17 protein-coding genes and 1 pseudogene are annotated in these 24,436 nt (G+C 58.6%); 10 read left to right on the top strand and 8 right to left on the bottom strand.

Features of this window, described 5'->3' with window-relative positions; translation table 11 throughout:
• Positions 1 to 164 precede the first annotated feature (164 nt).
• The 4 genes from KL786_RS25300 to KL786_RS25315 all read right to left on the bottom strand — a co-directional run bounded on the left by KL786_RS25300 (position 165) and on the right by KL786_RS25315 (position 4,580).
• Positions 165 to 893 carry an alpha/beta fold hydrolase gene (locus KL786_RS25300; RefSeq protein ID WP_215519367.1) on the bottom strand — a complete coding sequence of 243 codons (729 nt, stop codon included), beginning with the start codon at positions 891 to 893 and terminating at the stop codon, positions 165 to 167.
• A gap of 132 nt (positions 894 to 1,025) precedes the next feature.
• Positions 1,026 to 2,300: an MFS transporter gene (locus KL786_RS25305; RefSeq protein WP_215519368.1), complete on the bottom strand. Its 1,275-nt coding sequence runs from the start codon at positions 2,298 to 2,300 to the stop codon at positions 1,026 to 1,028.
• A gap of 198 nt (positions 2,301 to 2,498) precedes the next feature.
• Positions 2,499 to 3,653, bottom strand: coding sequence for an acyl-CoA dehydrogenase family protein (locus KL786_RS25310; RefSeq protein ID WP_215519369.1), 1,155 nt, complete (start codon positions 3,651 to 3,653; stop codon positions 2,499 to 2,501).
• Between the two features lie 69 nt (positions 3,654 to 3,722).
• Positions 3,723 to 4,580, bottom strand: coding sequence for an IclR family transcriptional regulator (locus KL786_RS25315; protein WP_215519370.1), 858 nt, complete (start codon positions 4,578 to 4,580; stop codon positions 3,723 to 3,725).
• 282 nt (positions 4,581 to 4,862) lie between these two features.
• Between KL786_RS25315 and KL786_RS25320 the strand changes: the two genes are divergently transcribed.
• Entirely contained in the window at positions 4,863 to 6,095 is a 1,233-nt protein-coding gene (locus KL786_RS25320; protein WP_215519371.1) for a CaiB/BaiF CoA transferase family protein, read from the top strand.
• 15 nt (positions 6,096 to 6,110) lie between these two features.
• Here the strand turns inward: KL786_RS25320 and KL786_RS25325 are convergent, their stop codons facing one another.
• Positions 6,111 to 6,734, bottom strand: a complete 624-nt coding sequence (locus KL786_RS25325) for a hypothetical protein (RefSeq protein WP_215519372.1) — start codon at positions 6,732 to 6,734, stop codon at positions 6,111 to 6,113.
• 564 nt (positions 6,735 to 7,298) lie between these two features.
• Between KL786_RS25325 and codB the strand changes: the two genes are divergently transcribed.
• From codB to KL786_RS25365, 8 genes are all read left to right on the top strand, one after another.
• On the top strand, positions 7,299 to 8,564 hold the full coding sequence (gene codB, locus KL786_RS25330) for a cytosine permease (protein WP_032903719.1): 1,266 nt from the start codon (positions 7,299 to 7,301) through the stop codon (positions 8,562 to 8,564).
• Complete coding sequence (locus KL786_RS25335; RefSeq protein WP_032903720.1) at positions 8,561 to 9,784, top strand: PucR family transcriptional regulator; 1,224 nt, start codon at positions 8,561 to 8,563, stop codon at positions 9,782 to 9,784. The genes codB and KL786_RS25335 overlap by 4 nt, the downstream gene beginning before the upstream one ends.
• A complete protein-coding gene (codA, locus tag KL786_RS25340) occupies positions 9,781 to 11,025 on the top strand; it encodes a cytosine deaminase (protein WP_032903721.1) in 1,245 nt (414 codons plus the stop codon). The genes KL786_RS25335 and codA overlap by 4 nt, the downstream gene beginning before the upstream one ends.
• Before the next feature lie 255 nt (positions 11,026 to 11,280).
• Entirely contained in the window at positions 11,281 to 12,543 is a 1,263-nt protein-coding gene (locus KL786_RS25345; RefSeq protein WP_081036845.1) for a beta-ketoacyl synthase N-terminal-like domain-containing protein, read from the top strand.
• A 161-nt stretch (positions 12,544 to 12,704) separates the two neighbouring features.
• Positions 12,705 to 14,039 (top strand): MFS transporter, encoded by a 1,335-nt coding sequence (locus KL786_RS25350; RefSeq protein ID WP_032903724.1) that lies wholly within the window; start codon positions 12,705 to 12,707, stop codon positions 14,037 to 14,039.
• Positions 14,040 to 14,141: 102 nt separating this feature from the next.
• A complete protein-coding gene (locus KL786_RS25355) occupies positions 14,142 to 16,232 on the top strand; it encodes a hydantoinase/oxoprolinase family protein (RefSeq protein WP_215519373.1) in 2,091 nt (696 codons plus the stop codon).
• Between the two features lie 17 nt (positions 16,233 to 16,249).
• Positions 16,250 to 18,019, top strand: a complete 1,770-nt coding sequence (locus tag KL786_RS25360; RefSeq protein ID WP_032903726.1) for a hydantoinase B/oxoprolinase family protein — start codon at positions 16,250 to 16,252, stop codon at positions 18,017 to 18,019.
• Positions 18,020 to 18,172: 153 nt separating this feature from the next.
• Complete coding sequence (locus tag KL786_RS25365; protein WP_032903727.1) at positions 18,173 to 19,678, top strand: NCS1 family transporter; 1,506 nt, start codon at positions 18,173 to 18,175, stop codon at positions 19,676 to 19,678.
• A 33-nt stretch (positions 19,679 to 19,711) separates the two neighbouring features.
• Here the strand turns inward: KL786_RS25365 and KL786_RS25370 are convergent, their stop codons facing one another.
• The gene (locus KL786_RS25370; RefSeq protein WP_032903728.1) at positions 19,712 to 20,611 is read right to left on the bottom strand and encodes a LysR family transcriptional regulator; all 900 of its coding nucleotides are present in this window, start codon (positions 20,609 to 20,611) and stop codon (positions 19,712 to 19,714) included.
• Between the two features lie 121 nt (positions 20,612 to 20,732).
• Between KL786_RS25370 and KL786_RS25375 the strand changes: the two genes are divergently transcribed.
• Positions 20,733 to 21,422, top strand: a complete 690-nt coding sequence (locus tag KL786_RS25375; protein ID WP_032903729.1) for an isochorismatase family protein — start codon at positions 20,733 to 20,735, stop codon at positions 21,420 to 21,422.
• A gap of 161 nt (positions 21,423 to 21,583) precedes the next feature.
• On the opposite strand, the pseudogene KL786_RS25380 reads toward KL786_RS25375, so the two are convergent.
• Positions 21,584 to 22,128: pseudogene (locus KL786_RS25380) on the bottom strand (integrase domain-containing protein); the annotation flags it as partial.
• Between the two features lie 909 nt (positions 22,129 to 23,037).
• On the bottom strand, positions 23,038 to 24,360 hold the full coding sequence (locus KL786_RS25385) for a tyrosine-type recombinase/integrase (protein ID WP_032903730.1): 1,323 nt from the start codon (positions 24,358 to 24,360) through the stop codon (positions 23,038 to 23,040).
• Between the last annotated feature and the right edge of the window lie 76 nt (positions 24,361 to 24,436).

Consider the following 24,436-nt stretch of genomic DNA (forward strand, 5'->3'; position numbering starts at 1 on the left):
TTGGGCGCCATCATAGCGCCCTATTGATGTGTCCAAATTCATTAGGCCAGTTCAGCTTGCCCGCGATAGCGGTGGATCAGTCGGTACATCCGGCGACTGAAAAACCGCTATCGCGGGCAAGTCGAATCGTCGCACCGCCGCTCCCACATTTGATGTGGGTGGTTTCAAAATCGGGGGCGACAGGCTTCATCCAAAAACTTCACCACCGTGCCCATGCAGGCCTGGCGCTCTTCGACATGGGGCATATGGTTGGAGTCTTCGAACAGCGCCCGGCGCGCACCCTTGATCTCCAGCGGCGTGGCCTGGTCATGCCGCCCGCAAATCATCAGGGTCGGTACTCGGATCTGCGTTAGCTGGCCAATCCTGATCGGGCCGTGCAGGGCGTTGTACACCGTAGGATCGGCCGCCATCTGGGCGAAGGTGCGTGCTACTTCTTCAGGCCACGGATTGATCCGGCACAGGGGTTGGTCATCGAAGCCGGCAGCCAGGTTGGCGGCAATAAATGCACACAGGCCCTTGGGTTGGCGAATTGCGTGTTCACTGCCGAGCCTGGCGCCCCAGGCGTGCCCGAGGAGCGCGTAATGGTTGCTGATGCGCAGATGGTCGAGCAGGTTGTTCAGTTCTTCGAGAAACAGTTCAACCGTCCAGAAATCGGCGGGCAGGTGGGGCAGGTGGGTGGAATGGCCATTGCCCAGTTGGTCGTAATGAATTACCGCATGGCCACTGGCAGCCACGTCCTTGAAAGCGTCCAGATAGTCATGGGTACCGCCTGGACCCCCATGGAGGATGACCAAGGGGGGCTTGCCGCTGTCGAGGTTCCCGGTCACGCGATACCAGGTCTGATAGCCGCGAAAGGCGGCGTAGCCCTGATGAGTCTGTTCGATGAATTCCATTTCCGGCCCTGCCATCAACAATTGGTCGGGACACGATAGTGTGAACAAAACGTTTAAGTAACTGGCAAAACGGCTAGGTTTTCCTGCTGACCCAGGTGGGAACCGGCAACCCGGCTCCCGCCCAGGTTTGGCTTATTGTTTTTGCGGATCAAACTGCTTGTCGCGGATAAACAGCGCTGGGATCACCCCGCAAATAAAGTACGCCGCGCCCATCACCATGAAGCCCACGCCAATCGAACCGTGGGACGCCAGGAAGCCAATGGCCGCCGGCGCTACTGCCGCGCCAACCCGGCCGATGTTGTAGGCACCGCCCACGGCCGAGCCGCGGAATTTCGCTTCGAAGCTCTCGGTCATGTAGGTCGCATTCACGCCGTAGGGGATGCCATACAAAAAGCCGAAGGCAATCAGCAGCCAGAGGATGTTGTCCGGGCTCTGGTACAGCACGATCACCGGCAGGAACACCGCCGTGCCGAGAGCACCGAAGGCAAACACCACACGCCGACCCAGGCGATCAGCCGCGAGGCCGGCGAGGATCTTGCCGAAAATCATCGCCGCGTAGGTACCGACCATATAGCTGGTCATCGACTTGAAGTTCATCCCCAGTTCGCCTTCCAGGTAGGACGGCATCCAGTTGTTGACCCCGTAGTAGCCGAACTGCAGGAAACCTGCGGTCAGCGCCCAGAGCAGGAACATGCGGCTGGCCTTGGGGTCGCTGAAGATCAGCTTGAACATGCCATCGGGCTTTTTCGCCGAAACGCGCTGGATGCCTTCGGCCTTTTCCCGCGCACGTTCAGCCTGGGCGTTGAGCCAGGCCTGGGGTTCTGGCACCAGGCGCTGCATCAGTACGGCGAGGATCACCGGGATGATCGCCACGTAGAACAGCCAGCGCCAGCCGTGGTCCGGCAGGATCCAGCCGGCCAGCAAGGTGGCGACGATATAGCCCACCGACCAGCCGGCCTGCAGGGTGCCGAGCACGGTGGTGCGGTAGCGGGTCGGCACGTATTCGGCCATCAGGGTATTGCACGCGACATACAGTGCGCCCAGGCCGAGGGAGGCGAAAAAGCGGGTGGCCGCGAACTGCCAGTAGCTGTGGGTCAGGCCGAGGATCGCGGTACCCACCGAGAACAGCACGATGCTCCACACCACGGTCTTGACCCGGCCAAAGCGGTCACAGGCCCAGCCCCCATAAATCCCGCCGACCGCCATCCCGGCCAGGGTGAAACTGCCCAGGCTGCCGGCCTCGACACTGGTCAGGCCGAACTCGGCCTTAAGGCTGCTGAGGCTGTAGGATAGGAGCATCAAGTCTGCGCCGTCGATCAAAAGACCGAGGAAGCAGAAGATGAAGACAATGATCCACAGGTTGTTTTTTGCGGGCGACAACGCACCCGTCGATGTGGCGACTTCCATAGCGATACCTTGTTGTAGTTGTAGGGCACTGGTTATGGGTGTTGCATGAACAAAGAAGATCTACTGTGGGAGCGGGCTTGTGTGGGAGCGGGCTTGCTCGCGAAGGCGGTGGGTCAGTTAATAAATAGTTGACTGATACTGCGCTTTCGCGAGCAAGCCCGCTCCCACACAAATCCGATTCCCACATAGGATCGGGGTTTAGCGCTGGACCTCGCGAATCATGTTGCGCGCGATCACCAACTGCTGGATCTGCGTGGTGCCTTCATACAGCCGGAACAGGCGCACATCGCGATAGAACCGCTCGATCGCGTATTCGCTCACATAGCCCGCGCCGCCGTGGATCTGCACGCAACGGTCAGCCACCCGACCGCACATTTCCGTGGCGAACATTTTTGCGCAGGAGGCTTCGGTGCCGATATTCAGGCCCTCGTCACGCTTGCGCGCGGCGTCCAGCACCATGCAGCGGGCCGCATAGATTTCAGCCTTGCTGTCGGCGAGCATGGCCTGGATCAACTGGAACTCGGCAATCGGCTGGCCGAATTGCTTGCGGTCGATGGCGTAGTGCAGGGCATCGTCGAGCATGCGCTCTGCTGCACCGACGCTGATTGCCGCGATATGCAGCCGACCCTTGTCGAGTACCTTCATTGCCGTCTTGAAACCCACACCCTCGACGCCGCCGATCAGTTGCTCGGCAGGCACCCGTACATTGTCGAAAATCACGTCGCTGGTATGGGCACCTTTTTGGCCCATCTTATGGTCGCGCTTGCCCAGGGACACACCCGCAGTGTTGCGCTCGATGATAAATGCGCTGATGCCACCGGAGCCCTTGATGTGCGGGTTGGTACGAGCCATCACCGTGAAAACCCCGGCGTGGGGCGCGTTGGTGATAAAGCGCTTGGTGCCATTGATCACGTAATACTCGCCATCGCGCACGGCGGTGGTTTTCAGCGAGGCGGCGTCAGAGCCGGAATCCGGTTCGGTCAGGCAGAACGAACTGAGCAGCTCGCCGCTGGCAAGCTTGGGCAAGTAGTGTTGTTTCTGCGCCTCGGTGCCGTCCAGCAGAATGCCAATGGCGCCGATGCCATTGTTGGTGCCGAAGTAGGAGCGGAACGCCGGCGAGGTACGACCCAGCTCGAAGGCAATGCTCACTTCTTCTTCCATGGTTGCGCCCAGGCCGCCATAGGCTTCGGGCAGGGTCAGGCCGAACAGGCCCATGTCCTGGAATTGCTGGACGATATCCGCCGGGATTTCATCAGTCTCGGCGACTTCGTTTTCCCGGGGGATCAGCGCTTCGTTGACGAACTGGCGAATGGAGTCCAGCAGCAGGTCAAGCGTTTGCGGGTCTCGGATCATGTACATTCCTTGGCGGCCCGTTCGGCGGGCCTGTTGTATTGAATCTGCCGAGGCCGTGCACCGGTCTGTCTAGCGGGCGGCGGCCTCGATGTTATTGACCATGTGCTTGAGACGCGGCCCGATGTCGTCTTCGAGTTTTTCCCGGGAAAGGTGAAAACTCGGCCCGCCACAGTTGAACGTCAACAGCCCATGTTGTGAGTGCAGCATGGGCACGGCGATGGCGTTGACATCGCGGTGCCACTCACCGATCGACATGCAGTAGCCGAAGTCGGTGTAATCCCGGAACGCGCGCTCCAGCCCTTTGCGAATCTTTGGCCAATCCTGCGGATGGCGCTGGCGGATATGCTCAAGCATGAATTCACGCTCGTTCCCCGGCATCGCCGCCAGGCACGCACGGCCCGCAGAACTCAAGTGCAGCGGCAAGCGCGTGCCGACCTGGCGGCGCATGGTCATGTTCGCTTCGCCCTGGACCACGTCCAGGTACACCATGTCCAGGCGGTCCCGGGTAGCCATCGCGACGGCGGCCTGGGCGTACTTGGCCATGGTCTCCATCACCGGGTGGGCCACGGCCCGCACCGACAGGTTGGAAAGCATCGCGTAACCAAACGCCATCACGCCCACATTCAACTGGTACCGGCCCGACTGCGGCAGGTGCTTGAGGTAACCCAAGCGGGTCAGGGTGTGGGTCATGCGGGTAATCGTCGGTTTCGGCAGGCCGGTCTTGCGCGCCAGTTCCTGATTACTCAACACGCTTTCGCTAGGGGTAAAGCAGCGCAGCAACTCCAGGCCACGGGCCAGTGCCGTGATGAACTGGCGATCCTTGTCTTCCTCCTCTTCGGTGTTCATCGGATCCACCAGCAGGTGTTCGAAAGCAGTGCTGCCTGCAGGTGTCTCTGGTGTGTTCGGGTCCAGGCTTCGACGGCGCATGGTAGACATCCTTCTTTTATAAAATCAACAAAACAAAACCATATTCCGCTGTGCGAAACAATTGAATTTATTGAGCTTTAACTGTGCCTTCATATTTATTCATTTTAAAACAGTCACTTATGGTTATTTTTATTGGGGTTTTAGGTTTTTACGTTTACATCCTCCATGCCGCTACATATCATTTATGGAAAATACGAAATGTTATTTCGCACTGCAAAATAAGTCATGGATTTTTAATCTATAGCCCACAGTCGGCGATACAGACCTTCAGGAATAAAAACAATGGGTGCTTTAACAGGTTTGCGGGTACTGGATTTGAGCCGGGTATTGGCCGGTCCCTGGTGTGGCCAGGTGTTGGCGGACCTGGGCGCGGAAGTGATCAAGATCGAACGCCCGCACAGTGGCGACGACACACGTGGCTGGGGGCCGCCGTGGATGAAGACCGACACCGGCGAGTCGTCCGGGCAGGCGTCGTATTACCAGTCCACCAACCGTGGCAAGCTGTCGGTGGCGATCGACCTGGCCAGCGCCGAAGGCCAGGAACTGGTGCGGGCGCTGGCGGCCAGCTCCGACGTGCTGATCGAGAACTACAAGGCCGGCTCCCTGGCGCGCTACGGCCTGGACTATGCGACTCTGGCCGAGGTCAATCCACGCTTGGTGTATTGCTCCATCACCGGTTTCGGCCAGACCGGCCCACGTGCCGAAGAGCCCGGTTACGATTTCATCATCCAGGGTATTGGCGGGCTGATGAGCATCACCGGCGAGCGCGATGACTTGCCGGGCGGCGGCCCGCAAAAGGTCGGCGTGGCATTTTCTGATCTGATGACCGGGCTGTATTCCACCGTGGCGATCCAGGCCGCGCTGCTCAGCCGCGAACGCAGCGGCGTCGGCCAGCATATCGATATGGCCCTGCTGGATGTGCAAGTCGCGACCCTGGCCAACCAGAGCATGAACTACCTGGCCTCCGGCAAAGTGCCCCAGCGCTTTGGCAATGCCCACGCCAACATCGTGCCGTACCAGGTGTTCCGTGCGGCCGACCGCGACTTCATCATCGCCTGTGGCAACGACAGCCAATTTATCGCGTTGTGCCAGAGCATCGGCCTGCCACACCTGCCGGATGATCCGCGCTTTCGGCGCAATGCCGATCGTGTTGCCCATCGCGCCGAGATCGTCGAACTGTTGTCGGCGCACTTTCTTGGACGCACGGCGGATGAGTGGGTCGCCTGTATCCATGCCTCGAAAGTCCCGGTGGGCGCGATCAACAACATCGCCCAATCCCTGGAAGAACCACAGGTAATCGCCCGCGAACTGATGGTGAAGATTCCCCATCCGCAAAACCCGGACTTCGCCATGGTCGGCAGCCCGATCAAGATGTCCGGCACCCCGGTGGAGTACGTGCGACCGGCGCCGATGTTGGGCCAGCATACGGATGAGGTGCTGGGTGAGCGGTTGGGGTTGTCCAGTGAGCAGTTGGGGCTGTTGAAGAGCAGTGGGGTGATTGAGCAGTTGCCGTAACAAGGGCGCGCGTGGTCACCGCTGCAATATTTTGCCCAACGCGCCCATATCCATGGCTTCATTCATGCTCAACGGGCCGGAAAAGGTGAAGGGTTCCTTGTAGAGCGATTCATAGTGCATCTCCACAAACACGTCATTCCTTTGCAGGAACAGGCTCATTTGCAGCAGGCACAAGGGGCCGAACTGCGTGCTTTTAGTCGGCTCCAGAATCACGATGTCATTTCCAGGCCTGACCGCTGCGCCTTCGGTAGGCCAGCCTTTGGCGAAACACTCGGGATTCAATCGCGCCTTCTCCAGCACGGCGGGCCAGCGACTGTCCCCCAGCCCGTCGAACTGCTCGTCGCCGACGCGAACAGTGAACGACGTGATGATGCCCGGCCCGATCCCTTCGTTGGACAAATACAGTCCGCTTTTTTTCGCCGTCAAATGCGGTGTAATCATCAGGTAGGGCCGTACGGAAAGTCGGTTGTGCTCGCGCATCAAGCCCAGTTGCCAGAAGGAAATCGACGCGGCGGCAATGGAAATCACCACTGCTGCCAGTGAAAGGAGGGTGCCGGAGGAAAATCTGGGCTTTTTCTGTGTCAGCGCGGCGGTGGGGCGGCGCGGTTTGAAAAAGGGATGGTCATGCAGTTTTTTCACGGGTCGACTCCTTGTCGATAGGGTTACACGAGAAATTCCGGGCAAAAAAAAGCCTGCATTTCTGCAGGCTTCTTCTAGTGTATGGCTCCACGACCTGGACTCGAATAGAAAAGTAAGCGCCTGTTTTATAATGAAATCATGCTGATGTCTAAAATTTATATCCCTACGATTATCCCTAATAAAGCCCGTATTTTATGCAAATTCTTTCGATACCCTATGAGCACTACAGCAGCCGAATGCTGCCAGACCCAATTCTAACGAAGGCGGGCATAGGCAGTTGACAGCAACAGACTGTATCCCTTCCGGCACGACAGCCATTGACGTCCAAGCGAGCGCCCAACGTCCCCCTAATCTACGTACCTGAATAGTGCACAGGCGCCACAGAATAGGGCGATTGGCACACAAAATCCTCCAGATGCTCTATAAAAATGTGCTTACTGCACATACTCCTATGTCGTTCGCGCACCCTTTTTTCTTCATTTCAAAGCGGCGCCAAAACGGGCCTGGTAATTGCTCTGACACAAGTGAGCCTAGCCAACCCGCTATCGATTTGGAGAAAAACATATGAGTGCAACTGGCGACTATCCGTTGACCGAAGCCCCGCGCGAAGCGCGCAAGGGGTTATTGTCCATTTCCATGGTGCTGTTCAGTTTTACTTTTTTCACCGGCACCATGTTTGCCGGTGGCAAGCTGGGGCTGGCTTTCAACTTCGTCGACATGTTATCGATCGCCGCCATCGGCAACAGCTTGCTGGCACTCTACGCCGCGGCGCTTGCCTTTATCGCCTCCCGTAGCGGCCTCAATACCGTGCTAATGGGACGGTTCTGCTTTGGCGAAGTGGGCAGCCGACTTTCCGATTTTCTATTGGGGTTCGCCGAACTGGGCTGGTATGCCTGGGGGACGGCAACAGTGGCGATCGTGCTGGTGAAGATGCTCGGTCTGGCAGGCGGACTGACGATTCCGCTGATGATCCTGTTCGGCTTTGGATTCAGCCTCACCGCCATCATCGGCTTCAAAGGCCTGGACCTGCTCTCGCGGATTTCCGTGCCGTTGATGTTCGTCCTGCTGGTGATCTCCATGTACATCGCCACCCATGATGTGGGCGGGTTTCAGGCGCTCGCGGCCGTCATCCCCCATGAAACCATGACGTTTTCGGCGGCGGTGACGATGGTGTTTGGTACCTTCGCCAGCGGTGCCACTCAGGCCACCAACTGGACACGACTATCGCGTACCGGCCGTGTGGCAATTATCGCGAGCGTGGTCAGCTTTTTGCTCGGCAACGGCTTGATGGTGGTTGCGGGCGCCTGGTGTGCGATCGTCTATCAACAGGCCGATATCGTCGAAGTGATGATCCTGCAAGGCCTGTCGTTCGCAGCGGTGATCATGCTCTGCCTGAACCTCTGGACGATTCAGGGGCCGACGATCTACAACGTCTCCGCTGCCACGTGTCACTTACTGCGCAGTGAGCGCCGCCGGACGATGACGCTGGCTGCTGCCGGCGTCGGGGTGCTGCTTGCCATCGGTGGCATGTACGAGATGCTGATCCCATTTCTGGTGCTGCTGGGCTCTATCATCCCTCCCGTCGGCGGCGTGATCATGGCCGATTTCTGGTATCGCCATCGTGGCCAATACCCGCTGCTCGCCAGCGCCAGGTTGCCGCGCTACAACTTCGTCGGTCTTTCGGCCTATGCCATCGGCGCGGTGGTTGCCTATTGCTCGCCCTGGGTTGCCCCACTGGTGGGAATCGTCGTGTCCGCCGTTTGCTATGTCGGTTTGCTTCAATTCAGCGGTCGCCGCGCTGCGGTCAGCACCACGCCGGGGGAACTGTGAGTCTGACGGTCGGAGAAGTCCTCAAGCTGCCGGGCCTGGAAGGACTGATTGTGCGTGCCGGTCACCTGCACCTGCAACGCACCGTGCGCTGGCCATACGTGGCGGAGAACGAGGGTATCGCCGAGTGGGTCATGGGCGGCGAACTGGTGTTTGTCACTGGCGTCAATCACGCGCGAGATGAGGCCAACTTGCTGAGCGTCATTGAGGACGGTATTGCCATGGGGATTGCCGGTCTGGTGATCCTTACCGGGGGGGCGTTCATCCAGCGCATCCCCCAGACCGTTATCGAACGGGCAGAGCACCACGGCTTGCCGTTGATCGAGCAGCCTTACCTGCTGAAGATGGTCATCGTCACCCATGCCATCGGTACGGCGCTGGTGCATATAGCGCAGGCCAGGCGTACACGTCACGATATCCTCAGCCAGTTGCTCACCGGCGACTACCCCAGCCTGGCCATCGCGCAGCAGCGCGCCGAGCATGTTCAACTGCCGATCGATGGACCGCGGCGTCTAGTAGCCCTGCGCCTGTCTTCGGTGAGCGTGTTGTTCGAGCGCCATCCGCCGATCGAAGCTGAGCGTCTGTTACAGCACACTCGCCAAGCCTGTCAGGACCACCTGGAGGCATGGAGCCGTATCAGGTCAGAAAGGCTACCGGTGATCCTTCAGGGCGACCTGTTCATCATGCTGTTGCCTGATCAGGAAACCCTGCGTGCCGATCTCCAGGGGCTGTACCGGGAACTCACCGCAATGATCGGCGACATGACGTTGTACATGGGTATGGCAAACCGCGTGGAGCATTGCGGGCACTACCGCCAGGCCTTGAATGAAGCACGGCAGGCCTTGGACGTCGCGGAAAGCCTGCACCCGGCGAGCGGTTTTTGCGATTTCAGCGAGCTGGGGGTGTTGCTCCTGTTGCAAGGCATCGGCGACCGTTCGGTGATCGATCACTTTGTGACGCAAACGCTCGGCTCCTTGATCGAGCCGTCCCGCAAGCAGCCCTTCACGCTGCTGGAAACCCTCGACGCGCTGCTCCAGGAAAACGGCAATGCCCTCAGGGCAGCCAATCGCCTGGCCATCCATCGCAACACCATCAATCAACGTATCCAGCGTATCGAGCAGCAGAGCGGACAGTCGCTGGACGATCCCCTTTTTCGAATGAATGCATCGGTTGCGCTGCTGGTATGGCGCATGACCGAAGTCCACAGCAAGGAGTCAACATGAACATCATCAACGCGCGTCTGCGCGGTAAAACCGGCTTGTATCACATCGAACTCAATGGCCCGAAGATTGCGGCAATCGTCGCCCAGACGCAGGTGGTGCAAGCCACCCATGCGACGGATCTGGACGCGGGGCAGAATCTGGTGACGGCGCCCTTCGTTGAACCGCACATTCACCTGGATGCCGCGCTCACGGCCGGCGAGCCGAACTGGAACCTGAGCGGCACGCTGTTCGAAGGCATTGAGCGCTGGGCCGAGCGCAAGGCGTTGGTCACCCACGAAGACACCAAGGTTCGTGCGCGCAAAACCATCGACATGCTGGTCGATAACGGTATTCAGCACGTGCGTACCCATGTCGACATCACCGACCCGACCCTGGCGGCGCTCAAGTCCATGTTGGAGGTTCGCGAGGAAACCCGGCACCTGATCGACTTGCAGATTGTCGCCTTTCCCCAGGAGGGCATTGAATCCTTCAAGGACGGCCGCGCCTTGATGACCGAGGCGGTGGCCATGGGTGCCGACGTCGTGGGCGGCATTCCGCACTTTGAGAACACCCGGGAGCAGGGCGAGTCCTCGGTGAAGTTTCTGATGGACCTGGCCGAACGAACGGGCTGCCTGGTGGACGTGCATTGCGACGAAACCGATGACCCGCAGTCGCGCTTTCTCGAAGTGCTTGCCGAAGAAGCGCGGGTGCGCGACATGGGCGAACGGGTCACCGCCAGCCATACCGTGGCCATGGGTTCGTACGACAACGCCTATTGCTACAAGCTGTTCCGCCTACTCAAACGGTCGCGGATCAATTTCATTTCGTGCCCGACTGAAAGCATTCATTTGCAAGGTCGTTTCGACGGCTATCCCAAGCGCCGGGGCTTGACCCGAGTCGCTGAAATCGACCGGGCGGGGATGAACATCTGCTTCGGTCAGGATTCCATCGTCGACCCTTGGTATCCACTGGGTAATGGCAATATCCTGCGCATCCTCGAGGCCGGCCTGCACATTTGTCACATGCTCGGCTACGACGACCTCAAGCGTTCCCTCGACCTGATTACGGACAACAGCGCCCGAACCTTGCACCTGGGCGAGCGCTACGGTCTGGAAGTAGGGCGCCCGGCCAACTTGCTGATTCTTTCAGCGCCGGACGACTACGAGATGATTCGTAGCCAGGGCCAGGTATTAATGTCGATCCGAGACGGCAAAGTGCTGATGCAGCGCAGTCCTGCGCGTGTGGAGCGGTTTGTCGGTTAAGCCAACGCGCAACAGGCCACATTAAGTTTTTCGAGGGGGCCATGCGGCCCCCTTTCCATGCCCGTGCACTGCTATCGGCAATGCCCGAGCGCTGATGTTCAAGGCTGTCAGCAGCGGGGCGGTAGCGAAGTTATATTGATACTTATTTTGGTAATAAAGCTGTCAGACATACGAATTATCAGAATTAAACATCACGATTAGACTCGGGCACATCACAGCGTTGTTCACGCGGTGAAAAGAGAAGGGAGATACGCCTTGCAGATTGATAAAGCCTCCAGGCACACCACAGGGTTACGTCGGGTCGTAGTGACCGGGATGGGTATCGTTTCCTGCCTGGGAAACTCTCAGGTGGACGTTTTGCAAGCGTTGCGCGAAGGACGCTCCGGGATCGGCTTCAATCCAGACTATGCGCAAGCGGGTCTGCGCAGCCATGTCAGTGGCCGATTGGACGTGGATTTGGAGCAGATAGACCGTCGCCAGCGCCGCTTCATGGGTGATGCCGCTGCTTACGCCTACCTGGCGATGCGCGATGCCATTGCCGACGCAGGGCTGGACGCCTCGCAGGTGTCAAATCCTCGGACGGGTTGTGTGATGGGATCGGGAGGAGGGTCCAGCCAGGACATCGTCGAAGCCAACCAACTGCTTGGCCAAAGCATTCGCAAAGTCGGCCCTTACCGGGTGCCTCGCACCATGACCAGTACCGTCTCGGCGTGCATGGCCAGTTTCTTTGCGATCAAGGGTCTCAACTATTCCATCGCATCGGCCTGCGCAACCAGCGCCCATTGCATCGGCCATGCGTTTGAGCAGATTCAGTTTGGCAAACAGGACGTCGTGTTTGCCGGCGGGGCCGAGGCCGAGCATGTCAGCCAGAGTTGCATGTTCGATGCGATGGGGGCTTTTTCCACGAGCTACAACAATGTACCGACCCAGGCCAGCCGCCCTTACGATGTCGCGCGCGATGGCTTTGTTATCAGCGGCGGTGGCGGCGTGCTGGTCCTCGAAGAATTCGAGCATGCGCTCGAACGAGGGGCGACGATCTACGCCGAAGTGATTGGCTATGGCACGGCATCCGATGGTCAGGACATGGTTTCCCCCAGCGGTGACGGCGCGCTCAGGGCAATGCAGGCGGCGCTGAGCACCTGCGCGGAGTCGGTCGATTACCTCAACACCCACGGGACAAGCACCCAGGCGGGAGACCTGGTCGAACTGCGTGCCGCTGCGCTTGCTTTCCATGGACACTTGCCTGCGTTCAGTTCGACCAAGTCGTTGACCGGGCATGCGCTCGGTGCGGCGGGTGTGCATGAGGCCATTTACTCGCTGTTGATGATACAGCACGGGTTTATGGCGGCCTCTCATAACATTGAGCACCTCGACCCTGAAGTCGAGGCATTGCCGATCATCCGCCACACGCGCTTGAACCAGCCAGTGAACTGCGTCATGAGTAACAGTTTTGGCTTTGGCGGAGCAAACGCCAGCCTGATTTTCAGCAAGCGTGCGCTCGACACGTCACCGGTTTGACCTGGTTCGTACCCGGTCCGGACGAAAAGCGTCGCGTGCAGTTGCTTTACGTCACCGATTGAAGGCAACTACGGCCCGCCAGAGGCCGACTTTGCCCAGCTCTTTTTTGTTTAGTTAGCAACTGCCGATCGCTTGTTTAGACAACTGACAGTGAGGTGGATATGACAACTAATACCTGTGCGCCGCAGCCGCCGGTGGCATTGAAAAAAGTGGTGTGGGCCGCGTCGATCGGCAACTTTGTCGAATGGTTTGACTTCGCAATCTACGGCTTTCTCGCCACCACGATTGCGCAAGTGTTTTTCCCCAGTGGCGATAGCACAACCGCGCTGTTAAAGACCTTCGCGGTGTTCGCCGTGGCCTTCGCCTTCCGGCCATTGGGTGGCCTGGTCTTCGGCATGCTGGGCGACCGGCTTGGGCGGCGGCGAGTGTTGTCATTGACGATCTTGCTGATGGCGGGCGCGACGACCCTGATCGGCCTGTTGCCTACCTACGCCAGCATTGGCTTATTGGCGCCGGTGCTGTTGACCCTGATTCGTTGCGTACAGGGTTTTTCTGCCGGGGGAGAGTATGCCGGTGCATGCATTTACCTGATCGAACACGCACCCGCCGACAAACGTGCTAAATACGGCAGCGCGGCGCTAGTGTCGACCTTTGCCTCTTTTGCGGCGGCCGCTATCGTCACCTATGCGCTCAATACCTTGTTAAGCGCTGAAGAAATGGCGAGCTGGGGCTGGCGGCTTCCTTTTCTGATCGCTGCACCACTGGGTCTGGTGGGCCTGTACCTGCGCTGGCAACTCGACGAAACCCCTGCCTTCAAGGCCATTGCCGCCACCGAGCGCGGCGCTCATGCACCGTTGAAAGAAACGCTGCGCCAGCAGGCGGGCGCCATGGGCTGCCTGGGGGCGTTCATCTCGCTGACGGCGCTGTCCTTCTATATTTGCACCACGTACTTCGTCACTTATCTGCAACTGCAAGGCGGCCTGCCACGGCCGACAGCGCTGTTGATTTCGGTGCTCACGCTGATATTCGCCGCTGCGCTGTGTCCGTTCGCCGGTGCCTATTCTGATCGCGTCGGCCGCCGCCGCACCATGCTGACTGCCGCCGTATGGCTGCTGGTGACGATCTATCCAGCCTTCCTGCTCGCCGGTTCAAGGTTCTTTGTGTCGGCGCTGGCGGGTGCATTGCTGTTGGCGGTAGGCGCGGTGTTGTGCGGTGTCGTCACGGCCGTGCTGTTGTCCGAAGTGTTCCCGACGCACGCCCGCTACACGGCCTCGGCCGTCACGTACAACATGGCTTACACGCTGTTTGGCGGTACGGCACCGTTCATGGCGACCTGGCTGATCGAACTGTCCGGCAACCCCATGGCACCGGCTTTTTACCTGGCCGGTATTGCGATCTTCGCCTTGGCCGGTGGTCTTGCCCTGCCGGAAACCTGCGGGTGTTCACTGCAAGAGAATGCCACGCAGCAACGGGCCCGATTCAAGCCAGCGCACTGAACGGCACCTCATCGAAGAACTTGCGACATAAAAAAACCAACTGGCGAACCAGCAACGGGCGCTACGCTCGAAGCACTCGCGATAAGGCAGGAGCAGCAGGGTATGGCACGCATTGGCGTAGATGTCGGCGGCACCAACACAGACTTGATTCTGGAGACCACCGAGCAAGACTCGATCGGCCGGAAAATTTTCTCCCATAAAGTCCCGACGACGGTCGAGGATCAATCGATCGCCGTGATGCGCGGGATCCTGGAACTGTGCGCCAAGGCAAATATTGGTACTGATGAGATCAAGCAAATCGTTCATGGCACCACGGTCGCGACCAATATTTCCATCGAGCACAATGGTGCGAATGTCGGGATGCTGACGACCAAGGGATTTCGCGACATTCTGCACATTGGACGGCACAAGCGACCGTTCAACTTTTCCCTGCACTTCGATGTTCCTTGGCAGAGTGCACCGCTGGTGCGTCGGCGCAACCGCATCGCGATCAATGAACGGGTGCTTCCACCCCATGGCGAGATCCAGACCCCACTGGACGACGAGGAAGTGCGCAACGCAGCATTGACGCTCAAGGTCCGTGGTGTCGAAGCGGTGATCATCGGTTTCATGTACTCGTTTCTCGACCGTAGCCACGAGCTACGGGCCAAGGCCATCGTTCAGGAGGTCATGCCAGGAGCGTTCGTCTGCTGCTCCAGCGAAGTGGTGGATGTCATGCGCGAGTACGAGCGCTTTTCCACCACGGCGATGAACGCTTACGTGGGACCCCGGACGTCGAGTTACCTGACCCACTTGTCGACTCAGTTGCGCGAAAACGGTATCCACGCGGATCTGCGCATCATGCAATCCAATGGCGGCGTGGCCACCGTGGAAAGCTGTTGCGAACGGCCGGTCAATATCCTGATGTCCGGCCCTGCCGGCGGGGTCATGGGCGGTCACTACTTCGCCAGCCTCGATGGCGAACGCAATATCATCACCGTCGACATCGGCGGAACCTCGGCGGACATTTCGACGCTGGTCGATGGCCAGATCAAAATCATGAACCCCCGCGACTCCTACGTCTCCGGGCACCCGGTGCTGGTGCCGATGATCGACCTCATCACCATCGGTGCCGGCGGCGGATCGGTGGCGTTCATCGATGCCGCCGGCGGCTTTCAGGTTGGCCCGCGCTCGGCGGGCTCCAATCCGGGGCCTGCGTGTTACAACCGTGGCGGCGTGGAGCCGACGGTCACCGACGCTAACATCGTCCTCGGACGGCTTGATTCCGACCAGATGCTCGGCGGCGACCTGCAGGTCGATTCCGCGCTTTCCTACAAGGCCATTGAAGAAAAAATCGCCAAGCCGCTGGGGATGGACGTGTACCAGGCCGCGCTGGGGATCCTCAAGATAGTTAACAACAACATGGCCCTGGCAATACGTTCCAACTCGGTAGCCAAAGGGATCGACCCGCGTGATTTCGTGTTGATGCCTTTCGGTGGCGCCGGTCCCGTGCATGGCCCGGCGCTGGCCGACGAGGTCAATGCCAAGTCGGTACTGATTCCTCCGGCGCCAGGCATCACCGCCGCCGCGGGGCTGCTGACCACCGATCTGCAATACGAGGCGCTAAGGTCGCTGCTGTGCAACCTGAACGACATCAGCGAGCTGAACATGGGCCACATCGATAAGGCGTTTCAGGGGCTTGAAACCGACATTCGCAAGCAGCTGGAAAACGATGGCGTCAACGAGTCCGACATGCAGCTGATACGCATCGCCGAGTGCCGTTATGACGGGCAAGGCTTCGAGTTGCGCTCGCGGGTACCCAGCGGCGCTGTCGACCGTGGGGCGATCGAGGAGGTCATGGCGCAGTTCCATCGCGAGCACGAAAAAGACTACGGCTACTGCTTTAAAGACGCCACGGTCGAGGTCGTCAGCTTGCGGGTGATAGGCCATTCGCATTCGCGAAAACTGGAGTGGCAACCGTTGCCGCAGGCGCAGGACAGCGACACCCGGCAGGCTTTCCTCTATGAGCGCACGACGTGTTTCGATGACGGCCAGCGTCTGCCGACGCCACGCTATGACCGCAGCAAGTTGCGCGCGGGGCAATACATCGAAGGTCCGGCGATGCTGATGCAGCACGACTCTACGTCCTTGGTGCCCCCCGGCTGGATCGCCAAAGTGAGTGCATACGGCAACCTGATCATTTCCCGTTCGTAATCATTGAGGAGCAAGCCATGAGCCAGCAAAAGGTTGACCCCATTACCCTGCAAGTTATCAATGGTGCGTTGAAAACCATCGCCGAAGAGATGGGTCACGTGCTGTACCGCATGTCCTTTTCATCGATCATTCGCGAGTCCCAGGACATGGGGGCTGGTTTGTTCGATACCCGTTACCAGACCATCTGCGAATCCGAGTCGACGCCGATGCACATCGGCTCGATCCCCGCGTACTTGCGCGGTATCGAAGCCACGCTGCAGGGCAGCGCCTGGCATGAAGGCGATGTGGTCGTGCACAACCATCCCTATCACGGCTCCAGCCACAGCCCTGACCTGGCCATCATCATTCCGATCTTCCATGACGGTGAACTGGTGGGCTTTTCCGGTAATACCGCGCACCACATCGATATTGGCGCAGCGACGCCGGGCCTGATCATCGATGTCGGCGATGTCTACGCCGAGGGCATGCTGATGGCGGGCCTGAAACTGTACGAGAAGGGCGTTCGCAACGAAGCGCTGGTGCAGATGTTCAAGTACAACAGCCGCGCCTCCACGCAGTTGATTCGTGATATCGAAGCCCAGGTCGCGTCGGCGCAACTGGGGGTAAAACGGTTCAAGGAATTGCTCCAGCGTTATGGCAAGGATTTCAGCTTTGACGCGATCAACCAGTTGATTGATTACTCCGAAACGATCATGCGTCAGAAGATCCAGGAGATTCCGGACGGCGAATATCGCGCCGAGGGTTTTCTCGATGACGACGGTCGCCATCGTGATCAACGCTTGCCAGTGGTGGTGACGGTCAAGGTGCAAGGCGACTCGGTCATCGTTGACCTGACGGGCTCGGCGCCGCAGACGCTGACCGCCTACAACGTACCGTTCGAAGGCTCGTGCAAAGTGGCGGCGTTTGCCGCGTTTCGCAAGATTCTGCTTGATGCCTACACGACGCAAAGTCCGGTTCCGTCTAACGAAGGTTCATTCCGCCCGATTAGCGTCGTCGCACCGCTAGGCAGCATATTCAACCCGATTTTTCCGGCGGCGGCAGAGGCGCGTTTTACCCAGTGCAACCGCATGATCGACCTGATCATCAAGGCATTGGCACCGGTACTGCCAGAACGAATTATCGCGGGCAGTTCGGCGTCGATATCGTTTGCCGCGTACTCCGGTATCAAGCCCGGAGGCGATTACTGGGTGTTTCTGGAGGTTAACGAAGGGGCTTATGGGGGGCGGCCGAAATCCGATGGCCCGGATGCCATCGACAACCTGATGGCCAACACGCGCAACAATCCGATTGAAGACTTGGGTATGCACTTGCCGATGATCTGCGACCGCTACGAGTTGCGCGATGACGTCATGCCCGGCGCCGGTAAATACCGTGGTGGCATCGGCGTGGTGAAAGCTCAGCGGGTGCTGACCGACGGCTTTATCACCCACGAAAGCGAACGCCATTTCGACGTGCCCTGGGGGATTTTTGGCGGCTGCGATGGGGTGGTCGGGAAGACCGAAATTTATAATGTCGCGACCCCGGACCACATTGTCTCGATGCCCTCGAAATTTTCCGGCCATACCTCACGGGCGGGTGACGTCATGGCGTACTACTCGCCCTGCGGCGGCGGCTATGGCAACCCGCTCGAGCGCAGCGCACACCAAGTGGTGGAAGACGTGCTGGACGACTTCTGCAGCTTGGAACAGGCCTATGAAGTCTACGGAGTGGTGCTCGACCAGCACGTGCAACTGGATCTCGACGCCACGCTACAGCGACGCGCACAGCTGATGGCTCGCACGGCTTGAGGCGCTAGAGCCCGACTCGCCCGGTAACCGGTTGGCCCGGGCGAGGTCGAACTGACCCAGCGCTGTTTTCCCTGAAGACCCCCTGCACGGCCTGGCCTCTTTCGACGAGGCCAGCACCGCTGTGCGCCTAGAACTCACGGAGAGGTAGTTTCAATGACCGCCAATGCAACTGAAACCGCGGCTGGTTTGGCATCACCGATCAGCCATGCTGCTGTGTCCCGCAAAAATCTGTTGGAGCCGGCGATTCTGCCGATCAAACGGCAACAACGCTCGATCGGAACGCTGGGGTTTACCTGGATATGGATCGGCATCGCATTCATGATCGCGACCTTTCAGTTAGGCGCCACTGGAGTTTCCGGCCTCTCGCTGATCCAGGTGGTGCTGGTCATTCTGCTGGCCAACTTCATGCTGGCCTTGCTCATGACGCTGACGGCAGATATCGGCACCGAGCATGGCCTGTCCTTTGCGGTTTACCTGCGCGCACCCTTCGGCATCTATGGCACGCATATCCCTTCGCTGTTTAGAGGGGTGATTGCGGCGATCTGGTTCGGGATCCAGACCTATCTCGGCGCGCTGGCCTTGAGCGGCATCATCGAATACCTGACGGGGTTCGACAATTGGCCTCTCTGGTATGTGATCTTTGCCACGGTGCAGATCATCAACACGGCGATGGGTATCAAGGCAGTGGAGTTTCTTTCCTCGATTGCGGCGCCTGCGATCATCGCCATCTCGGTATGGATGTACCTGACCCTTGATGTACTCGCGTCCACCAAGGGTTTGAATATCTGGACCTTTGTCGGTGACAGGCAACTGACATTGACCACGCTGTTTCTGGCTAACGTGGCGTTCTGGTCAACCCTGGCCATCGATATTCCGAACATCACGCGCTATCTCAAGACACCCCTGGATTCCCGGCGTTTTTTCAAGCGCAATAAACATGTGCTGCTCGCCCAGTTGCTCGCGTTGCCATTGACCCAGACCTGGATTGCCCTGATCGGCGCGGTATCGTTCATCGCGGCTGGCGACTGGAACCCGATCAATGTTATCCAGGCGCAAAGCACGGGTATCAGTCTGATCGTACTGATGCTGCTGGTCGTTTTGGCACAGTGGTCAACCAACACGGCGGCCAATCTGATTCCGGCGGCACTGACCTTCGTCAACGCGGGCGCGCCGTATGTAAAATACCCCGTGGCCGTGGTGATCGCCGGCATCATTGGCACGCTGTCCATGCCTTGGGCCATCCTAGATAATCTGTTTGCCTTCCTGTTTTCCTATGGATCATTTCTGTCGGCGATCGGTGGCATCATGATCGCTGACTACTATTTGCTGAGACGCAGGCGCCTGAACGTTCCTGCACTCTATGAAGTGCAGGGGCAGTTTTTCTACTGGCGCGGCTTCAATCCGGCAGGGTTGCTGGCATGGAGCATTTCCAGCGCATTGGCGTTTTTTTCCGGGGATTGGGCGTTTGTGACTGGCTTTATCGGCGGCTTGGTGACTTACGCCGTGTTAATGAAGTACTGGGTGGTCAAGCGCTATCCGCAACTCGAATTGCTCAGCCCCGACAGTGATGAACTGCTGGCGACCAGCGTCGGAATGAACTGGAACTATGATCGGCACACCGACAGCTTTCACCGCACGGCGGTCAACAACCCCGACTGAGACCGGCGTGCCGGCATCGCAAAGTCCAGCCGCCTAGGCGGTCAAGTCTCGCAGTAATGCCTTGAACCGTCGTGCCGTCGGGGTTTCGTAATCCTCGTTCCAGGCTGCGATGGTTTGCACCCGCGGGTGGTCATTCGCCAACGGGACGATGATCACGCCTTCGCGCTGGATCTTGTAGGCGCATTCCGAGTAAATGGACACTCCCATGTTGGCGGCGACCAGGCCAAAGATGCCGATGCTGGTGGTCGCTTCCTGGATGATGTTCGGCGTAAATCCAAAGCGCTGGCACAGTTGGAATGACTGTTCGCGGAACAGGCTCCAGCCGCTTTGCGCACCGAAAATAAAACGCTCGTCCTTGAGTTGTTCGACCCGCAGGCTGGCGTGTCCGGCCAACGGGTGCCGTGCAGGAAGAATGACCACCATTCTTTCTTCGGCCACGGGCAGCGAGTCAATCCCTGCCACGGACACCGGGCCCAACAGGAAACCGACGTCGATCAGTAAGTCATTTATGGCTTTGTACTGCTCGTGGGACGGCATGTAGAGCAACTCTACGGTGACGTCCGGATGCAGCTCCTTGAAGCGCTCAAGAATGCCGGGTAAAGCGCCATTGATTGCAAAATCGTTGTAGGCGACTGTCAGATGGCCAATGTCACCGGCCGCTGCGCTGCGTGCTAAATCGACACCACGCTCGATATGCCGGAACGCCTGATTGCATTCCTGCAGGAACAGACGACCCGCTTCTGTCAGCGCTACCTGCCGGGTGGTGCGTTTGAACAACTCCGCGCCCAACTCTTCTTCCAGCCCTTTGATCAGGCGGCTCAACGCCGGTTGAGTGATGAACAACACGTCCGCCGCACGTTTGAAATGCAGGTGTTCCGCGACCGCTACGAAGGCTTTCATCTGCTTAAGATCGAAACGGACATTAATGCTCATATTGGTATCAATAATGCCAGATAATGAATTGGATGTAATTTATACCGCAGATTATCGTGAGTCCCAGGTCAAGGCAAACCTTAGATGCCGACCTTTTCCCAGAGCAGCGGAGAGACTTACTATGTCGCAAGAACTGATGGCCATGCTTGAGCGCGCTTTTGAAGAATCCACCAAGCTGTACAAGGAGAGAGGCTTTCAGCGCCGTATCGGTTTTGGCAAACGCCCGGCACTGATCAACGTCGATCTGGCAAACGCATGGACCCGTCCGGGTAACCCGTTCACCTGTGACAAAATCGACGACGAAATCATCCCTGGCGTGCAGCGCCTGATGAAAGCGTTCCGCGCCAACAAGTTTCCAATCGTGCATGTGACCACCTGCTACCAGAATACCGATCGCAATGACCCCAACACCGACATGGGCCAATGGCACAACAAGATCCCGGTGGATGTGGTTAATCAGAGTGATGAGAATCTCTGGGCCATCGACTCGCGCATCGCGCCGATCGATGGCGAATTCGTCCTGCTGAAAAAGCGCGCCAGCTCTTTCAGCGGTACCTCGCTGGCTGGCTATCTGCGTTCGGCCGGTGTCGACACTATCCTGGTCACCGGTGTGACCGCTTCGGCTTGTGTTCGGACAACATTGTGCGACGGCCTGGCGGAAGGGTTCCGCACCATCGCGGTAAAAGAATGCATTGGTGACCGTGTACCGGGTGCCGTGGCCTGGAACCTGTTTGACATCGACGCCAAGTTTGCCGATGTGGAAACGGTAGACACGTGCCTCGACTACCTTGCCACCGCTGGCCAGAAATAAGTCTGGACTTTATCGTCTTACGCAGTCGGATTCGGCCTTTCATAGCCAGCACTAGGGGGAGCTTTCTTACCTTTATCCAATGTCAGGCATCTATAAAAACCCCGGCAGGGCCAACCTCCGGGGTTTTGTTTTTCAGTCCATTACACAGCCAGTTCTTGGTGTTGAGCTTCGCGTTTTAGGCGTGGCAGGTCAGCCAGGATCGCCTCGCGCAGGCGCGTGCCAACTGCGCGATGGCCGCCGCACGCGACTGCTGATGTCCGGTGAGCACGTCTACGACCCGCTTCACGTGTTCGCGGTCTTGGCCTTGCGGCATCGAGCGACGAACACTGGTGCGCTGCAGTCCCAGCGCCTTACTCGGGCTCGGCGCTTTCACATACTGATCACCGCGAAGCGCGGCCATGGTCCGATTTACACTGGACAACCGGTTTTGCGCAGTCGCGATGGCCAGCTCACCTCGTTCAACTTGTTGGCGCAGATGTCCGGCGTAGTCCAGCAAGGTCTGCCAATTAATCTTCCGCGCATCGTTAAATCCTGGTCCATCCTCCGACCGACACCACTGAACAAACGCCTGCCAGCGATCACTGTGCGCTATGACCGTCCCGTAATGCCCTCCGCCAAACAGATCTTTCAGCGCTTGCGGCCCGGCATAGCTCAATTGCCGGCCATAGCCAAAATTGCGCCCATCCCGTCTACCGACCAATGCCATGATCGAACTCCTCTCGAAGCCAAAACTTTTAAAACCTTCCTCACGTCATCCCGCCAAGAATGCTGAGTGTTATCAGGGATCAAGGCCCCTGCGACCTGTGAGGGGTGTCCACTAACGCGGGACTGACGACTCCTTACGACCGGGAGCTTGGGCATCTCATGATCTGGCCTCCTGAACACTTCCGAAGAAGTGGGCGGGTGGAGGCCGCATTGGCTGACGAGACCAATGCCGCGAGATCCTGAGTCGGGTGAAGGCAGTGAAGCGATGACCGGGGCATGCCTGACTGTCAGTCAGGTGCAGTCCATTCCGTGGGCTGCGGCACCATCATCTGCATCGCTGTTGCTGGTGACTTCGGTTTGTCACGCCGATTGTCACGAGGGGGAATGCCGCAAAGCCTTGTACGAGGTGGGCTGCAGCAGCGGTAAGAGCGCCCGTCTCTTTCCGGGGAAAGAGACGGGCGCAGGTTGGCGCAGTGAAATGGCCAAGCGTATAGGTTGCTGCAAGACAGCTGGGTAGGGTGGGTTTTTCCGCAGGTAGGCAAAGCGAAGAAGTAGGCATCCATCACATGGGTAGTGACCGTGCGAGCTGCCGGACGCTAATCGCACTTGGGGGAGAACCACCACGGTGTGGCGTAGCCTTAAAGGTTCTGGCTACCTGGGTTGCTGTCAACGACAGCGCTTGCACGATCTTTTCTACGCCTGCGGATAGGTAGGGTCAAGGCTCGAATTTTCGAGAGCTCTGCGGCTGCGGATGAAATTATCCACCTCTGGAAGTCCGTGGTTTTCTGCAGACGGTTGCGTGGGCTTTCAGATTTTTTAAGTGAGGTCCCTCCAAGCAGGGCGGCGTTGCAGCCCTGCTTGGAGGGACCCGCGTGGACAAGCGGATCACCGAGATATGAAGACCGAGCGCTTACTCAGTTGCGCCATGTTTTGCTTTTAGTCGAGTGACGTTCGCACCCGTCTGATTGGCGAATTCGCGTGGGCTGACATGCTCCTGCTGATTAGCCTCAAGGTACCGACTCCACCAGTTCATGATCAGCCTGCGCTCCTCGATGAACTCGGCCTTGTGGATGTAGGCCGCTCGGACGTTGTTGCGTTCCTTGTGGCTCATCTGCCGCTCGATGGCTGCATCCGTCCACAAGCCCGACTCAATCAGTGCGCTGCAGGCCATCGAACGAAAGCCATGCCCGCAGATCTCTGTTTTGGTGTCGTACCCCATCTTCCGAAGCGCGCTGTTCACAGTGTTTTCGGACATCGGTTTCCAAGAATTGGTGTCGCCTGCGAAGACCAAGTCAAATTTGCCTGTGAGGACATGGATCTGTTCGAGCAGGGCTGCGGCTTGCGGCGATAAGGGTACAAGATGGATATCACCTGCCATCTTCGTACCCCTTGTGGAAAAGGGTACGCCTTCCAGCGCTGGCCGCGTGTCGGGTATTTCCCAGGCGCCACGCTTGAGGTCGAACTCGCTCCAGCGGGCGAAGCGCAGTTCGCTGGAGCGTACAAACACATGCAGAGATAGCATGACCGTCAGCCGGGTAAGTGCGCGGCCGTTATAGGTGTCGATCCGTTCTTGCAATTCAGGCAAGCGCGATAAGGGTAAAGCGGGGCGGTGGACGACCCGCGGGGCTTTGATCGAGCCTTCGAGGTCGTAAGCAGGGTTTACGGTGATAAGCCGGAGGCGCTTTGCCTTGCGCATGATGCTCTGCAGGTAGTTTTGTACCCTTAAAGCAACGTCTATCGTTCCTCGCTTCTTGATCGCTTCCAAGGGCTGCATAAGGTCGTGGGTGTCTAGGTCGACAATGGCGCGGGCACCGATCAGCGGGAAGAGGTGGGTTTTGAGGCGACTCATCACTGTCTTGGAATAGTCTGGTGCCCACTTGGCTGACATTTCCGTGTGCCAGTCCAGCGCAACGCTTTCAAAGGTGCGGCCTTTGATCAGGGCTTCCGTCTTGGCTTGGTTCTTGGCTCCTATGGGATCAATGCCATCCGCCAGCATTCGCTTGACCTCCAAGCGCTTGCGGCGCACATCGGCAAGGCCAACGACAGGGTAGTTACCGAATGAGGTCAGTCCTTCGCGTCCATCAGGTTTGACGTATCTGAGCCGCCAGCCTTTGCGGCCATTGGGTTGGACTAGAAGGTAAAGGCCGTCGCCGTCGAAAAGCTTGTAGGCGCGGTCTGTGGGCTTGGCCGAACGGCAAGCGGAATCGGAGAGTGGAGCAGTGGTGCGCGACATAAGGGTACTCCCTTTTATCGAATTGACCTTTACCCCAAACTCTACCCTTAAAACAGTTGGAATCCACCAGAATTCA

Source organism: Pseudomonas sp. TAE6080 (assembly GCF_018732265.1).
Classification (GTDB): Bacteria; Pseudomonadota; Gammaproteobacteria; order Pseudomonadales; family Pseudomonadaceae; genus Aquipseudomonas; species Aquipseudomonas brenneri.

What these genes read in the sequence shown, in the direction of transcription:
- KL786_RS25300 (WP_215519367.1), bottom strand. Translation starts at nt 893, where the DNA reads ATGGAATTCATCGAACAGACTCATCAGGGCTACGCCGCCTTTCGCGGC.
- KL786_RS25305 (WP_215519368.1), bottom strand. Translation starts at nt 2,300, where the DNA reads ATGGAAGTCGCCACATCGACGGGTGCGTTGTCGCCCGCAAAAAACAAC.
- KL786_RS25310 (WP_215519369.1), bottom strand. Translation starts at nt 3,653, where the DNA reads ATGATCCGAGACCCGCAAACGCTTGACCTGCTGCTGGACTCCATTCGC.
- KL786_RS25315 (WP_215519370.1), bottom strand. Translation starts at nt 4,580, where the DNA reads ATGCGCCGTCGAAGCCTGGACCCGAACACACCAGAGACACCTGCAGGC.
- KL786_RS25320 (WP_215519371.1), top strand. Translation starts at nt 4,863, where the DNA reads ATGGGTGCTTTAACAGGTTTGCGGGTACTGGATTTGAGCCGGGTATTG.
- codB (WP_032903719.1), top strand. Translation starts at nt 7,299, where the DNA reads ATGAGTGCAACTGGCGACTATCCGTTGACCGAAGCCCCGCGCGAAGCG.
- codA (WP_032903721.1), top strand. Translation starts at nt 9,781, where the DNA reads ATGAACATCATCAACGCGCGTCTGCGCGGTAAAACCGGCTTGTATCAC.
- KL786_RS25350 (WP_032903724.1), top strand. Translation starts at nt 12,705, where the DNA reads ATGACAACTAATACCTGTGCGCCGCAGCCGCCGGTGGCATTGAAAAAA.
- KL786_RS25355 (WP_215519373.1), top strand. Translation starts at nt 14,142, where the DNA reads ATGGCACGCATTGGCGTAGATGTCGGCGGCACCAACACAGACTTGATT.
- KL786_RS25360 (WP_032903726.1), top strand. Translation starts at nt 16,250, where the DNA reads ATGAGCCAGCAAAAGGTTGACCCCATTACCCTGCAAGTTATCAATGGT.
- KL786_RS25365 (WP_032903727.1), top strand. Translation starts at nt 18,173, where the DNA reads ATGACCGCCAATGCAACTGAAACCGCGGCTGGTTTGGCATCACCGATC.
- KL786_RS25370 (WP_032903728.1), bottom strand. Translation starts at nt 20,611, where the DNA reads ATGAGCATTAATGTCCGTTTCGATCTTAAGCAGATGAAAGCCTTCGTA.
- KL786_RS25375 (WP_032903729.1), top strand. Translation starts at nt 20,733, where the DNA reads ATGTCGCAAGAACTGATGGCCATGCTTGAGCGCGCTTTTGAAGAATCC.
- KL786_RS25385 (WP_032903730.1), bottom strand. Translation starts at nt 24,360, where the DNA reads ATGTCGCGCACCACTGCTCCACTCTCCGATTCCGCTTGCCGTTCGGCC.